Here is a 13,065-nt window from a genome sequence, read left to right on the forward strand (position 1 = left end):
CCCGGACGTGTCCGCTTCCCCGATCACCGCGACGACCGCGGTCACCAGCCCCACCGTGCTCATCACCGGCGTGCACAGCGGCCCCAACCCGTCACCCGGCCTCGGCCTGGCCCGATCCCTGCGGCGGGCCTGGCCGGGGCTGCGGCTGGAGGCCGTGGACTACTCGCCGCGGGCCACCGGGCTCAGCGCGCCGGAGTTCGACCGCGCGCACGTCCACCCCGACTGGCACGGCGCCGACCTCGACGCCCAGTGCGCGGCGCTGGTGTCGATGGTCGAGTCCACCGGCGGCGTGCTGGTGCCCGGCCTGGACCTGGAGGCCGAACTGCTCGCCGCCCGCCACCCCGGGCACCCCGGCGTGCTGGCGCCGCCGCCCGCGGCGTTCGCGCTGGTGGCCAAGCCCGCCGAGCGCGCCGCGGAGGTACTGGGGCTCGCCGTGCCGGAGCACCGCCGGGTCGAGGGCATCGAGGACGCCGCCGACTTCGCCGCCGCGCACGGCTGGCGGGTCTGGGTCAAGGGACCGCGGCACGACGCGGTGCCCGTGACCACGCTGCCGGAGCTGGCCACCGCGCTGCACCGCGTCCGCGCCACCTGGGGCGGTCCGGCCCTGGCGCAGCGGCACGTCGACGGCGTCGAGGAGTCGATCGTGTTCGCCGCGCTCGACGGCGAGCTGCTCGGCGCGTGCGCGATGCGCAAGACGATGCTCACCGCCGAGGGCAAGACCTGGGCGGGCACCGTCGAACCGGTCCGGGGCGGGCGGCTGGCGGAGTTCGTCCGGGTGACCCGCTGGACCGGGGGCGGCGAGGTCGAGGTGATCCGCGAGGCCCGCACGGGGGAGCGGTACCTGCTGGAGGTGAACCCCCGCTTCCCGGCCTGGGTGCACGGCGCCACGCTCACCGGCCCGAACCTGCCCGCCCGGCTCGTCACCGCCGCCACCGGCCTGCCCCCGCACCTGCCGGAACGCGCGGAGGCGGACGGGTTCGTCCGGGTCGTCGAGGAGATCCCCGCCGACCCGCTGCCCGCTCCCGAGCACCGCGCGTTCCCCGGGTCGGCCGCCGCCAAGCACCCGTCGGCGATGCCCGCGCTGTCCCGGCGCCTGGCGCCCGCGCGCCCCCGGCCCGCACCGGGTGAGCCGGACGCGGCGCTGGCGCGCGACGTCGCCGCCGCGCTGCCCGTGCCGCCGGGGGAGTCGCCGTGCCGGGTGCTGCTGCGCGGCGCCCTGGAAAGCGGGCTCGACCTGCTGGGCGGGGTGTGCCGGGACGTGGCGGTGGCGACGGGGGTGGCCACCCGGTTCGCCTACTCGGTCAAGACCAACCCCGACCGCCGGGTGCTCGGCGCCGTGCAGCGCCGCGGCGCGATGGCGGAGACGGTGTCGCTGTCCGAGGTCCGCGCCTGCCTCGACGCCGGGTTCACCGGCGACCGGGTGGTCCTCGGCGGTCCCGCCAAGTGGTGGCGCCACGACGGCGCGCCGGTCGACGTCGGTGCCCTGTTCTGCGACTCGGTGTCCGATTTCGAGCGCACGGTCGCCGTGGTCGAGCAGGGCTTGGCGCACACCGACATCCTGGGTCTACGCCTGTCGACGATCGGCGTCCCCACCCGCTTCGGCATCGACCTCAGCCACCCGCCGACCGCGCGCGCCGTGGCGAAAGCCCTGCGCACCGCGGGGATCCGGCGGATCGGCCTGCACTTCCACCACGCCGCCAGCCGGATCGGCGCGGTCGCCTGGCTGCGCGAGTTCACCGACGCCATCTCCGCCGCGGCCGACCTCTGCGCGCGCACCGGGGTCCGCGTGCGCTGCGTCGACCTCGGCGGCGGCTGGCGCCCGGGGACCTCGCGCGCCGAACTGGCCGGTGTGCTGACCAGGGCCGTGCGGGTCGCCACCCGGGCGCTGGGGCGGCCGGAGCAGGTGCTGTTCGAGCCGGGCAAGGTGTTGGCGCAGCCCGCGATGGCGGTGTTCAGCACGGTGCTGGACGTGCGCGACGGGCCCGACGGCCGGGCCGCCGTGGTCGACGCGTCGGTGGCCGAACTGCCCGACTGGGCGGGCCACCCGCACCGCGTGCTGTGGCGGCGGCCCGGCGCGGACTGGCGCGTCCTGGGACCGGGCGACGAGGCCGTGCTCGGTCGGCTGTGCATGGAGCACGACCGCCCGCGCGACGGCTTGGCCCTGCCCGCCGACCTGGCCGCGGGTGACCACCTGCTGTTCCTCGACGCGGGCGCCTACGACGCGAGCATGAGCTACCGCTTCGGCACCTGACTCCGGCGACCGTCCGGTTCGGACGCGACGTCATCGGTGGCAGAAAAGGTGGGAAACGCGTCATTGCGCCACTCCCGCGCGCGCCACCAGCATGGAGCCATGCGCACGGTGCTGGTTCTGCTCTTCGAAGGTGTCCAGGGCCTGGACGCGACCGGCCCGATGGACGTCTTCGCGGGCGCCAACACCCGCCTGGAGCGCACCGGTCACGCCCCCGGCTACGACGTGGTCACCGCGAGCCTGGGCGGTATGCCGGTCACGGCGGCGAACGGGCTGCGCCTGCTGCCCGACCGAGACCTCGCCATCGCGCCGCGCCCCGACGTGCTGGTCGTCCCCGGCGGCATCATCCCCGACCCGGAGCACTCCGACGAGCACGCGCGCCTGATCCGCTGGCTGGCCGCGCACGCGCCCGGCGTACCGCGCCTCGTGTCGGTGTGCACGGGCGCGTTCCTGCTCGCCGACGCGGGTCTGCTGGCGGGCCGCCGGGCCACCACCCACTGGGCCTACTGCGCCCAGCTCGCCCGACGGCACCCCGACATCGCCGTCGACCCCGAGCCGATCTTCGTGCGGGACGGGCACGTGGCCACCTCGGCGGGCGTCACCGCGGGCATCGACCTGGCGCTCGCGCTGGTCGAGGACGACCACGGCCGCGACGTCGCGCTCGCCATCGCCCGCCACCTCGTGGTCTTCCTGCGCCGACCCGGCGACCAGGCCCAGTTCAGCGCGCACCTGGCCGCGCAGGTCGCCACCCGGCAGCCGCTGCGCGAGCTGCAGAGCTGGATCGCCGAGCACCCGGACGCGGACCTGTCGGTGCCCGCGCTGGCCGGGCGGTGCGGGCTCTCGCCCCGGCACTTCGCGCGGGCGTTCGCCAGGGAGGTCGGCGTGGCCCCGGGCCGCTACGTCGACCAGGTGCGGCTGGAGGCGGCCCGGCTCCGGTTGCAGGACAGCGCCGACAGCGTCGAACGGGTGGCGCGGGCGTGCGGGTACGGCAGCACCGAAGCCATGCGGCGCGCGTTCCAGCGCGCGCTGTCGGTCGGACCGGCGGAGTACCGGCGCCGGTTCACGTCCACTGTGGAGGTCACGGGATGAGGATCGCGATCCTGCTCTTCGAACGCTTCACCGCGTTGGACGCGGTGGGTCCCTACGAGATCCTGGCGCACGCACCGGGCAACGAGGTGGTGTTCGTCGCCGAACGGGAAGGGCCGGTGGTCGCCGACTCCGGCAGCCTGCGCCTGGTGGCCGAGTCGACCCTGGACCAGGTGCCCGACCCGGACATGCTGCTGGTGCCCGGCGGACCCGGGCAGGAGGAACACATGACAGATGGCCCTATCCACGAGTGGCTGCGGCAGGCCGACGAATCCACCGCGTGGACCACCTCGGTGTGCACCGGATCGCTGATCCTGGCCGCCGCGGGTCTGCTGACCGGACGCAAGGCCACCTCGCATTGGGCGCTGGCACACCGACTTCCGGAGTACGGGGCCACCCAGGTGGACGAACGCGTGGTGTTCGATGGGAAGTACGTCACCGCCGCGGGTGTATCCGCCGGTATCGATATGGGTCTGGCGCTGCTCGACCGGATCGCCGGACCCCTTGTGGCGCAGACGATGCAGCTCGTGCACGAGTACGACCCGCAGCCACCGCACAACACCGGTTCCCCGCGCACGGCGCCGCCGGAACTGGTCGAACACGTGCGCGGCCGGTTGCTGAAGTCCTTTTCCGGCTAGGGATTCCGCGCGTTCGCACACCGGGGGTACGGCCGCCCGGACCTGGGAATTCCCGGATCCGGGCGGCCGTTGCGCGCTTTCCCTTGCGTGTGCGTCTGTCCAGTCTGTCACCAGTTGTCTCGGATCGATCACTCCGCGATCACGCGCCGGTCGCGGCTTAGGCCGTTCGGAGGTACCTGCCCCCGGCGGCTTCTTCTAGCGTTGCCCGCGTTCGACGGCGCGCGCGCCGCGCCACCGCGGCGGGTCCAGGCCGCGGTAGGGGAAAACATCTGGGATGCGAGGGTGGTTTATGCCCAGACCACCCTCGCACCACCCCCTCCCGAATGCGCATTCCGCGGCCTCGCGGAAATGAATGCCACCGCCGTGGTGGAAATAGCCGCGGTGTCGAACGCTGACCGTGACCGACCTGCACGAACGGCTGAGCCGCGGCGGATTCCGGTGTGAACCACCGGCTTCACCGGGCCGGGTGAGTCCACTGGCGCGGTTGCCGGGGGCGACGGTACGACTCATCCGGAACTTCTCTGTTCCGCCCACCTCGCCCGGAGGAGCCAGCTCATGCGCCGTGCCCGAGTTCCCGCGTTGGTCGCCGTCGTCTGCACGGCGTTGGGCGCGCTCGCCGCGCCCGCCGCGGCGGAGTCCGCGGACGTCATCCAGTGGGTCGCGATGGGCGATTCCTACGCCGCGGGCGTGATCCCGGCCGCCGGGGTGGAGGTCACCGGCGGCGGCCAGCGCGACGGGTGCGCGCGCACCGCCGGGTCGTATCCCGAGGTGCTGCGCACGCGCCTGGGCGACGCCATCGACCTGACCAACGTCAGCTGCGGCGGCGCCACCATCGCCGAGGTCGTCTCCGATCCGCAGTCCCCCAACGGGTACAACCTGCCGTTCTTCGAGGTCTACGACCCCGGCTACCCGTTCTCCCCGGTCGATCCCCAGGTGTCGGCGATCCCGGAGAGCGCGAACGTGGTCAGCGTGCAGGTCGGCGGCAACACCCTCGGCTTCGCCGAGCTGATCTACGTCTGCCTGCAGCTGGGTTCGTCGGCGGACAAGGACACCGACCACCCGTGCGCGGACTACTTCACCAGCGGCGGCGACGGCGTGCCGACGATCACCGAGCGGCTCACCGAGGTGAGCAGGCAGTACGGCGAGATGCTGGGCACCATCCAGGCCGTCGCGCCCAACGCCAAGGTGCTCGCCCTCGGCTACCCGGCGATCATCCCGGAGGACCCGTCGACCTGCGCCTACGGCTTCGACGCGGCGGGTCTGCGCAACTTCGCGACCGCCACCTACCCGGACCTGGACTTCCTGCGCACCGAGGTGCTGGAGCGGTTCAACGCCACCATCGCCCAGCAGGCCGCCACGCACAACGTCACCTACGTCGACGTCTACACCCCGACCGTCGGCCACGACGTGTGCTCGTCCGACAAGTGGATCGAGGGCCTGGCCGACCGCTCCGGCGGCTGGGCGCTGGTGCACCCGAACGCCGCGGGCCACGCCCGGATCGCCGACCTGCTGGAGGCCGCGGTCGGTCTCGGCTGAGGTACCCGTCCGGCCCAACCGGGGTTGACCTGGCCCGGCGCGCGCCCGAATCCTTGACCCGGTGTCCGTCGGCGAGAGGGGTGAACGGGTGCGCGCCGTGGTGTTCGAGCAGTTCGGGCAGGACCCCAAGGTGGAAACCGTGCCGGACCCCGCGCCGTCCACCGGGGGCGTGGTGATCCGGGTGGCGGCGACGGGCCTGTGCCGCAGCGACTGGCACGGGTGGATAGGTCACGACCCGGACATCCGCCTGCCGCACGTGCCGGGGCACGAGCTGGCGGGCACCATCGCCGCGGTGGGCCCGGGCGTCACCAGGTGGCGGGAGGGCGACCGGGTCACGGTGCCGTTCGTGTGCGCCTGCGGTCGCTGCCCCGCCTGCGCGGCGGGCGACCAGCAGGTCTGCGAGCGCCAGACCCAGCCGGGTTTCACGCACTGGGGTTCCTTCGCCGAGTACGTGGCGGTGGAGGACGCGGAGGTGAACCTGGTCGGCCTGGCGGCCGACATCCCCTTCGCCACGGCGGCGGGCCTGGGCTGCCGGGTGGCCACCGCGTTCCGGGCGGTCCTCGCCCAGGGCCGGGTGGCGGCGGGGGAGTGGGTCGCCGTGCACGGCTGCGGCGGTGTCGGCCTGTCGTCGGTGGCCGTCGCGATCGCCGCGGGCGCCCGGGTGGTTGCCGTCGACATCTCGCAGACCGCGCTGGACCTCGCGGCGGGTCTGGGCGCGGTCTGCCTGAACCCGGTGACCACAGTGGACATCCCGGCGGCGGTCCGGGACCTGACGGGCGGCGGCGCGCACGTGTCCCTCGACTGCCTCGGCAGCCCGGCGACGTGCGCCGCCTCGATCCTGTCCCTGCGGCGGCGCGGTCGGCACGTCCAGGTCGGGCTGCTGCCGAAGGACCCACTGGTCCCGATGGCCAGGGTGATCGCGTACGAGCTGTCGGTGCTGGGCAGCCACGGCATGCCCGCCCACGCCTACCCCGAGATGATGGCGATGGTCAGCGCGGGCACCCTGCGTCCGGCCGACCTCATCACCCGCACCATCGCACTGGACGACGCGCCCAACGCCCTGACGGCCATGGGCAACGCCCCGGGCACCGGCGTCACCATGATCACCCCGTAGCCGTCCCGACCCGGTCCGATCGACCCGGCCGGGCTTGATCGACCCGGCCCGGGCCCACTCGGCCCTGGTCGAACCGACCCCGATCACCCAAGCCGGTCCCGGAGAAACGCGACGCTCTCCGCGACCAGCGGCCCGACGTCGCGCACCCCCATGAAGATGTGGTCCGCGCCCGGTACCGAGTGCAGCTCCACCTCCGTCCCCGAATCCCGCAGCCGATCCGCCAGCACCTCGCTCTGCGAGTGCGGCACGATCGTGTCGGCCAGCCCGTGGATCAGCAGGAACGGCGGTCCCACCCGATCCGCGTACGCCACCGGACTGGCCGCCAACGCCAACTCCGGCCACTCCTCCTCCGACCCGCCCACCAACTGCCGCTCGGGAACCGGCCGACCGGGCGGCGCCGGTCGGTCCAGCTTCCCCATCGCGGGCAGGTCGGACACGCCGTACCAATCCACGACCGCCGAAACCGTGCTGTCCTCACCCGGCACGCCTTCCGTGCCCTCCAACCGGCCCGGCCCCGTCAACGCCAGCAACGCGGCCAAGTGCCCGCCCGCCGACTCGCCCCACACGCCGATCCGGCTCCCGTCCACCCCGAACGGGTCCGCGAAGCGCCGTAGGTACCGCACCGCCGCCTTCACGTCGTGCAGCTGGGCCGGGAAGTGGGCTTCGCGCGAGTGCCGGTAGTCCACCGTCGCCACGGCGAGCCCGGCCGCCAACAACCCGCCGAACAGCTGCTGCTCCGTCACGGTCGGCGGCGGGAACCGCCGGTCGCCCTCCAGCCACGCGCCACCGTGGATCCACACCACCACCGGCGGCGGCGTGTCGGCGGCGGGCACGTGCAGGTCGAGCAGGACCGGCCGGTACCCCGGTGTCCGCGCGTAGGTCAGCCCTTCGAAGTGGCTGGTGCCGGTCTCGCCCCGGCGGGCGCGGGTGGGCGGGACGTAGGGCGGGGGCCAGGTCAGGTCCATCGGAAGAACTCCTTGCCTTGGCGTCGAGGTGGCCTACAGTAGAAAAACGACCGAGCGATCAGTAGGTTTGTTATGTCTACGTTATCTTTCACTCTCCGGTTAGGCTGCCGACGTGGGTGCACGCGCTCGTCGGGGGGACGCTCGACGCGATCGGATCATCGCCGTCGCGTTCCAGGAGTTCGCGGCCAACGGGTACCGCGGCGCCTCCCTCGCGCGCATCGCGGAGGGCGCCGGGCTGACCCAGGCCGGGCTGCTGCACCACTTCAAGGGCAAGGCGGACCTGCTCATCGAGGTTCTGCGGGAACGCGACGAACGGGATGGTGCCAGGGTCGGCATCGATCTCGAAGGGGTCACGCCGTGGCGGCGGGTCCTCGACGACCTGCGCGCCCTGGTCGAGTACAACTCCCGCGCCCCTGGGCTGGTCCAGCTGTTCACCGTGCTCAACGGGGAGGCGGTGACCGACGACCACCCGGCCCGGGAGTGGGCGCGCGAGCGCTACCGGCGGTTGGTCGACCACGCCGACCGCTCGTTCAAGGCCGGGGTCGAGGCGGGCGAACTGCGTCCCGACCTGGACACCCTCGCCTGCGCGCAACGCCTCTTCGCCGTCATGGACGGCCTCCAGCAGCAGTGGCTGCTCGACCTGGAACGCGTGGACATGCCGCACGCCTTCGGGCAGTTCCTGGCCGAGGTGGAGCGCTCGATCACGGCCTGATCCCGCTGTTGAGCGGCTCTTGCGCCGCTTGTCCACGGCTTGTATACATCTCGGCTATGAGTGGTTCACGAGCGTCCGCGCAGGACACGACCTACGACTGGCTCAAGCGGCACATCGCCACGCTGCCGCGCGACGACGGCACGTTCCTCACCGAGTCGGGCGTCGCCGAGGCGGCGGGCACGTCGCGGACCCCGGTGCGCGAAGCCCTGCTGCGGCTGGAGGCCGAGGGCTTCTTGCGGATCCTGCCCAAGAAGGGCGCGTTCGTGCCGCCGATCTCCGACGCCGAGGTGCGGGCGGTGATGCAGGCCCGCGAGCTGATCGAGGACTGGGCCGTGCGCCGGGCGGCGGAGGCGCCCGAGGGACTGGTGGAGGAACTGGAGGCGCTGGTGGCCGAGCAGGAAGCGCTGGTCGGCGACCCGGTCGGCTTCATCGACCGCGACCGCGCGTTCCACCGGACGATCGTGGGCGCGGCGGGCAACCCGGTCCTGGGCGAGTTCTACGAAACCCTGCGCGAACGCCAGGTGCGCATGGGTCTGCGCGCGGTCACCGGCAACGCGGGCCGCTTCCGCACGGTCCTCGACGAACACGCCACCATCGTCACCGCGCTGCGCACCGGCGATCCCGAGCACGCCGCCGCCGCGCTCGCCGAACACCTGTCGAGCACGATGACGGCTCTGGGCCTACCTTCCGGCGCTCAGGCATGAGGATCGCTCTTGTCCAGGTAGCCAGCCCTGACGATGAAACGCCGCAGCGGCGCCGTGAGCGCGTGGGTCGGATGGTCGCCGACGCGCGCGGTGCGGACCTGGTTGTCTTACCGGAGCTGTGGGCGGTCGGGTACTTCTCCTTCGACTCTTACCCGGAAGCCGCCGAATCCCTCGACGGCCCCACCGTCACCCTCGCCCGTGAGTGGGCACGCGCGCTCGACGCGCACGTCCACCTCGGTAGCGTTATCGAGCGCGACGCGCGTGGCCGCCTGTTCAACACGGCTGTTCTCCTGGCCCCGGACGGCACCGTCGCGCAGACCTACCGCAAGATCCACGTTTTCGGCCACGCCTCCCGCGAGGCTGAGTTGCTTACCCCCGGCGACCGCGTGGCCGTCGCGGGCACGGTCGGCATGACCACCTGCTACGACCTGCGCTTCCCCGAACTCTGGCGGGCCATGGTCGACCACGGCGCGGAATCGGCCATCGTCCCCGCGGCCTGGCCCGCGGCGCGCCGGGAGCACTGGCGGCTGTTCACCTCGTGCCGCGCGGTCGAGGAGCAACTGCTCCTCATCGCCTGCAACGCCGTCGGCACCCAGGCGGGCGTCGAACTCGCGGGCACCAGCCGGGTCGTGGACCCGTGGGGCACCGTGCTGGTCGAGGCGGGCGTCGACGAGGGCGTCACCACCTGCGAGGTCGACCCGGCGGTGGTCGCCAAGACCCGCGCCGAGTTCGCCGTCCTCAAGGACCGCGTGCTGCCCATGCCGCTCGCGGGAGGTGCGCGGTGAGCCCGCTCAAGCTGCGCGTCCTGGGGACCGACGAGGTGCTTTCCGTGACACCGACACGTCTTGTCGTTGCCGGGTACACCGCGCGCGACGAGGACGTAGTGGCCGCGCACATCGCCGAGCTGGCCGCGATCGGTGTCCCACCGCCGACGTCCGTCCCCGCCTACTACGACCTGGATCCCGCACTGCTGACCACCGACGCCGTAGTGGCGGTATCGGGACCCGTGACCTCCGGCGAGGTCGAGCCAGTCATCCTCCGGCACGCCGGGCAGTACTACCTCGGCGTCGGGTCCGACCACACCGACCGCGAGCTGGAACGGGCCGACATCGCCACGAGCAAGGCCGCCTGCCCCAAACCGCTGGGCGACAGCGTCGTCCGCATCGGCACCGACCTGTCCGACCTGGACTGGGACAACGCCACCGCCGACTCCAGCGTGGACGGCTGGCCCTACCAGCGCGGCGGCCTGTCCGCGCTGCGCCACCCCGCCGACATCCTCACCCGGATGACCGCCGCGCTCGGCCCGGTCGACGGCGACCTGGCCCTCTTCTGCGGCACCCTGCCGCTGCTCACCGGCGAGTTCACCCCCGGCGCGTACTGGCGGGTGCACCTGGAGCTCCCCGCCGGTCACGTGCTCACCCACGCCTACGAGACGAAACCGAGGAACCCGTGACAAGAACCGGACCCGAATACCTGGCGGCGCTCAAGGACGACCGCCGGGTCTACCTGGACGGCGAGGTTGTCGCCGATGTCGGCAGTCATCCTGCCTTCGCGCCGGTGGCCACCACCATCGCCGAGCTGTACGACCTCGCCGCCGACCCGGCCGCCGGGTTCCTCCGCGAGGACCCCGCCACCGGCCGGACCGTGAACCGGATGTTCGTCGCGCCGCGCACCCGCGACGAACTCACCGCGTTCCGCGTGTCCGCCGAGAAGTGGGCCCGCCACACGCGCGGCTGGGTCGGCCGCAGTCCGGACCACGTCGGCGCCTTCGTCGCGGCGTTCGGGGCTCATCCGGAGGCCTTCGCGTCCGACGAACGCGACTACGCGGGCAACGTCACCGCCTTCTGCGACCGGGTTGCCCGGGAGAGCCTGTACGTCTCGTACGCGATCATTCCTCCCCAGGTCTCCCGCGCCACTACGGCGCACGGATGGGACGGTGACCTCATCCAGGTGGGGGTAGCCGAAGAACGCGCGGACGGCATTGTCGTGCGGGGCGCGCAAATGCTGGCCACCGGCGGTGCGGTCGCCGACGAGATCTTCGTGTCCTGCATCAAGCCCCTCGGCCCGGAGGACGCCGACTTCGCACTCGGTTTCGCGGTCCCGGTCGCGGCACCCGGCCTGAAGCTGTACTGCCGTCGCCCCTATGCACCGGCCGCGACAAGCTCTTACGACTATCCGCTCACTACGCGCTATGACGAGACAGACGCGCTCTTGGTGTTCGAGGACGTCTTCATCCCGTGGGAACGTGTCTTCGTCTACCGGGATATCGCGGGACTGCGCAGGCAGTTCTTCGACACCGGCGCGCACCAGCTCGGCAATTGGCAGGCGCAGATCCGGTTCTCGGTGAAGCTCCAGTTCCTGCTCGGCATCGCGCGCAAGGTCGCGGCGGTCAACGGCGTGGACCGGCTGCCGGGCGTAGTGGAGAAGCTGGGGGAGTTGGCCGCGCTGGCGTCCGTTGTGGAGTCGGCGGTGCTCGCGGCGGAATACACCGCGGCGCCGGACGACCAGGGCTTGTGGCGCCCCGGCGCGCGGGCCCTCTACGGCGCCATGGGGTTGCAGGCGGAGCTGTACCCACGCGTGCTGGCCATCCTTCGTGACCTCGTCGGCGGTGGGGTTCTCCAGGTCCCTTCGAGCGTGGCGGACATGACCAGTCCCACTACGCGTCCCGACATCGATCGGTACGTGCAAAGCCCCAACACGCCCGCCGAGGAGCGGGTGAAGCTGTTCAAGCTCGCCTGGGACGCGGTCGGCAGCGAGTTCGCCGGCCGCCACCACCAGTACGAGATGTTCTACGCGGGAGCGCCCTTCGTGGTTAAGGGGTACGCGTTCCGCAACTACGGGTTCGACGAGCCGCTGGCCGAGGTCGAGCGGTTCCTGGCTGAATACGGGGTCCCCGCGTGAAACCGGAATACGAGTTCTTCCCAGTCGCCGACGTCGAGTTCACCACCGTCATCCCCGGCGGCGACCCGCTGATCACCCACAAGGTGCTGGCCGCCGACCCGGAGAGCGGCGTCGGCACCCGGCTGCTGCGCTACGCGCCCGGCGCGGACTCCAGCCCGATGGGCGTGCAGCGGCACGACTTCTGGGAGGAGGTGTACATCCTGGAGGGTTCCTTCACCGACCTCACGCTGAACGAGACGTTCACCGCGGGCATGTACGCCTGCCGCCCGCCGGGCATGGCGCACGGGCCGTGGCGCAGCGACGAGGGCGTGCTGACCTTCGAGGTGCGGTACCGGCTGGACGAGCCGTGATCGGCACGCGCGGTTCCGTCGACCCGGTGGCGATGCGGCGCACCATGGGCCGTTTCGCCACCGGGGTCGCGGTGGTCACCACGCGCGACCTGGACGGTGTGCCGCACGGGATGACGGTGAACTCGTTGACGTCAGTGTCGTTGGAACCGCCGTTGTTGTTGGTGTGCCTGACGACCGGTGCGCGCAGCACGGATGCCATCACGTCGTCGGGGCGGTTCGTGGTCAACATCCTGTCCGCGCGGCAGGAGCACATCGCGCTCCGGTTCGCGCGTCGCGGCGAGGACCACTTCGCCGGGTTGGCGGTCACGCAGGGGCGGCACCGGGTGCCCGCGGTGCCGGACGCCTTCGCGCACCTGGAGTGCGATGTGGAGCGCGCTTTCGAGGCGGGCGACCACGTCGTGGTGATCGGGCGCGTGCGCGAGACCTGCGAACGCGAGGGCGAACCCCTGGCGTTCCTCCGCGGCCGCTTCGGCGACGTGGTCGACCGCGGCCACGAACCGGTGTCCTGGTTCTTCTGAGTTCTCTGATCAACTATCCGGATACCGCTTTCCGGCTCACCCAGGTGCGCGGGTAGCTCGCCGCGCGCGCCAGGTCGCGCGTTGCCCGAGGTCGAGCGCCGCCCCGCGCGTGCGGCGGCCCAGGTGATGTTCCGATCGGGCGCGGCCGGTCCCGTCGACGGCCCGCCCGATCGCCACCCCGCGCATCGCGGTTTCCCCTAATTCGTCGCACTTTCGGGTGATCCGTGTCCGCGTTCGTCGCGGCCCCCGCTCTCTCCATGCGACAGCCCTTCTCCAGCATTCGAGGTCCCAGC

Annotated in this window: 13 protein-coding genes; 12 read left to right on the top strand and 1 reads right to left on the bottom strand. The window is 72.5% G+C overall.

The genetic code is table 11. The features are described 5' to 3' along the window. The first annotated feature begins 7 nt into the window (after positions 1–7). The 5 genes from V5P93_RS09930 to V5P93_RS09950 all read left to right on the top strand — a co-directional run bounded on the left by V5P93_RS09930 (position 8) and on the right by V5P93_RS09950 (position 6,622). Positions 8–2,251 (top strand): hypothetical protein, encoded by a 2,244-nt coding sequence (locus tag V5P93_RS09930; RefSeq protein WP_104482579.1) that lies wholly within the window; start codon positions 8–10, stop codon positions 2,249–2,251. Between the two features lie 99 nt (positions 2,252–2,350). Continuing rightward, on the top strand, positions 2,351–3,337 hold the full coding sequence (locus V5P93_RS09935; RefSeq protein WP_104482580.1) for a GlxA family transcriptional regulator: 987 nt from the start codon (positions 2,351–2,353) through the stop codon (positions 3,335–3,337). Next, on the top strand, positions 3,334–3,972 hold the full coding sequence (locus V5P93_RS09940; RefSeq protein WP_104482581.1) for a DJ-1/PfpI family protein: 639 nt from the start codon (positions 3,334–3,336) through the stop codon (positions 3,970–3,972). The genes V5P93_RS09935 and V5P93_RS09940 overlap by 4 nt, the downstream gene beginning before the upstream one ends. A gap of 555 nt (positions 3,973–4,527) precedes the next feature. Beyond that, positions 4,528–5,508 carry an SGNH/GDSL hydrolase family protein gene (locus V5P93_RS09945; protein ID WP_104482582.1) on the top strand — a complete coding sequence of 327 codons (981 nt, stop codon included), beginning with the start codon at positions 4,528–4,530 and terminating at the stop codon, positions 5,506–5,508. An 88-nt stretch (positions 5,509–5,596) separates the two neighbouring features. Continuing rightward, positions 5,597–6,622, top strand: a complete 1,026-nt coding sequence (locus V5P93_RS09950; protein ID WP_104482606.1) for a zinc-dependent alcohol dehydrogenase family protein — start codon at positions 5,597–5,599, stop codon at positions 6,620–6,622. Between the two features lie 83 nt (positions 6,623–6,705). Here the strand turns inward: V5P93_RS09950 and V5P93_RS09955 are convergent, their stop codons facing one another. After that, positions 6,706–7,587 (bottom strand): alpha/beta hydrolase, encoded by an 882-nt coding sequence (locus V5P93_RS09955; RefSeq protein ID WP_104482583.1) that lies wholly within the window; start codon positions 7,585–7,587, stop codon positions 6,706–6,708. A gap of 112 nt (positions 7,588–7,699) precedes the next feature. Here V5P93_RS09955 and V5P93_RS09960 point away from each other — a divergent pair, with 112 nt between their 5' ends. Genes V5P93_RS09960 through V5P93_RS09990 form a run of 7 tightly spaced genes read left to right on the top strand, consistent with a single transcriptional unit; the run spans position 7,700 to position 12,772 of the window. Continuing rightward, entirely contained in the window at positions 7,700–8,299 is a 600-nt protein-coding gene (locus tag V5P93_RS09960) for a TetR/AcrR family transcriptional regulator (RefSeq protein WP_104482584.1), read from the top strand. A gap of 56 nt (positions 8,300–8,355) precedes the next feature. After that, positions 8,356–9,003 carry a GntR family transcriptional regulator gene (locus V5P93_RS09965; protein ID WP_104482585.1) on the top strand — a complete coding sequence of 216 codons (648 nt, stop codon included), beginning with the start codon at positions 8,356–8,358 and terminating at the stop codon, positions 9,001–9,003. Continuing rightward, on the top strand, positions 9,000–9,788 hold the full coding sequence (locus V5P93_RS09970; RefSeq protein WP_104482586.1) for a carbon-nitrogen family hydrolase: 789 nt from the start codon (positions 9,000–9,002) through the stop codon (positions 9,786–9,788). Before V5P93_RS09965 ends, V5P93_RS09970 begins: the two co-directional genes overlap by 4 nt. Continuing rightward, positions 9,785–10,456 (top strand): DUF2848 family protein, encoded by a 672-nt coding sequence (locus V5P93_RS09975; protein ID WP_104482587.1) that lies wholly within the window; start codon positions 9,785–9,787, stop codon positions 10,454–10,456. The genes V5P93_RS09970 and V5P93_RS09975 overlap by 4 nt, the downstream gene beginning before the upstream one ends. After that, positions 10,453–11,904: a 4-hydroxyphenylacetate 3-hydroxylase family protein gene (locus V5P93_RS09980; protein ID WP_104482588.1), complete on the top strand. Its 1,452-nt coding sequence runs from the start codon at positions 10,453–10,455 to the stop codon at positions 11,902–11,904. Before V5P93_RS09975 ends, V5P93_RS09980 begins: the two co-directional genes overlap by 4 nt. Further along, positions 11,901–12,254, top strand: a complete 354-nt coding sequence (locus tag V5P93_RS09985; RefSeq protein ID WP_104482589.1) for a cupin domain-containing protein — start codon at positions 11,901–11,903, stop codon at positions 12,252–12,254. Before V5P93_RS09980 ends, V5P93_RS09985 begins: the two co-directional genes overlap by 4 nt. Next, on the top strand, positions 12,251–12,772 hold the full coding sequence (locus V5P93_RS09990; protein ID WP_245931679.1) for a flavin reductase family protein: 522 nt from the start codon (positions 12,251–12,253) through the stop codon (positions 12,770–12,772). Before V5P93_RS09985 ends, V5P93_RS09990 begins: the two co-directional genes overlap by 4 nt. Positions 12,773–13,065 lie beyond the last annotated feature (293 nt).

The sequence above is a fragment of the Actinokineospora auranticolor genome (assembly GCF_041897805.1).
GTDB lineage: Bacteria > Actinomycetota > Actinomycetes > Mycobacteriales > Pseudonocardiaceae > Actinokineospora > Actinokineospora auranticolor.

What these genes read in the sequence shown, in the direction of transcription:
- V5P93_RS09935 (WP_104482580.1), top strand. Translation starts at nt 2,351, where the DNA reads ATGCGCACGGTGCTGGTTCTGCTCTTCGAAGGTGTCCAGGGCCTGGAC.
- V5P93_RS09940 (WP_104482581.1), top strand. Translation starts at nt 3,334, where the DNA reads ATGAGGATCGCGATCCTGCTCTTCGAACGCTTCACCGCGTTGGACGCG.
- V5P93_RS09945 (WP_104482582.1), top strand. Translation starts at nt 4,528, where the DNA reads ATGCGCCGTGCCCGAGTTCCCGCGTTGGTCGCCGTCGTCTGCACGGCG.
- V5P93_RS09955 (WP_104482583.1), bottom strand. Translation starts at nt 7,587, where the DNA reads ATGGACCTGACCTGGCCCCCGCCCTACGTCCCGCCCACCCGCGCCCGC.
- V5P93_RS09965 (WP_104482585.1), top strand. Translation starts at nt 8,356, where the DNA reads ATGAGTGGTTCACGAGCGTCCGCGCAGGACACGACCTACGACTGGCTC.
- V5P93_RS09970 (WP_104482586.1), top strand. Translation starts at nt 9,000, where the DNA reads ATGAGGATCGCTCTTGTCCAGGTAGCCAGCCCTGACGATGAAACGCCG.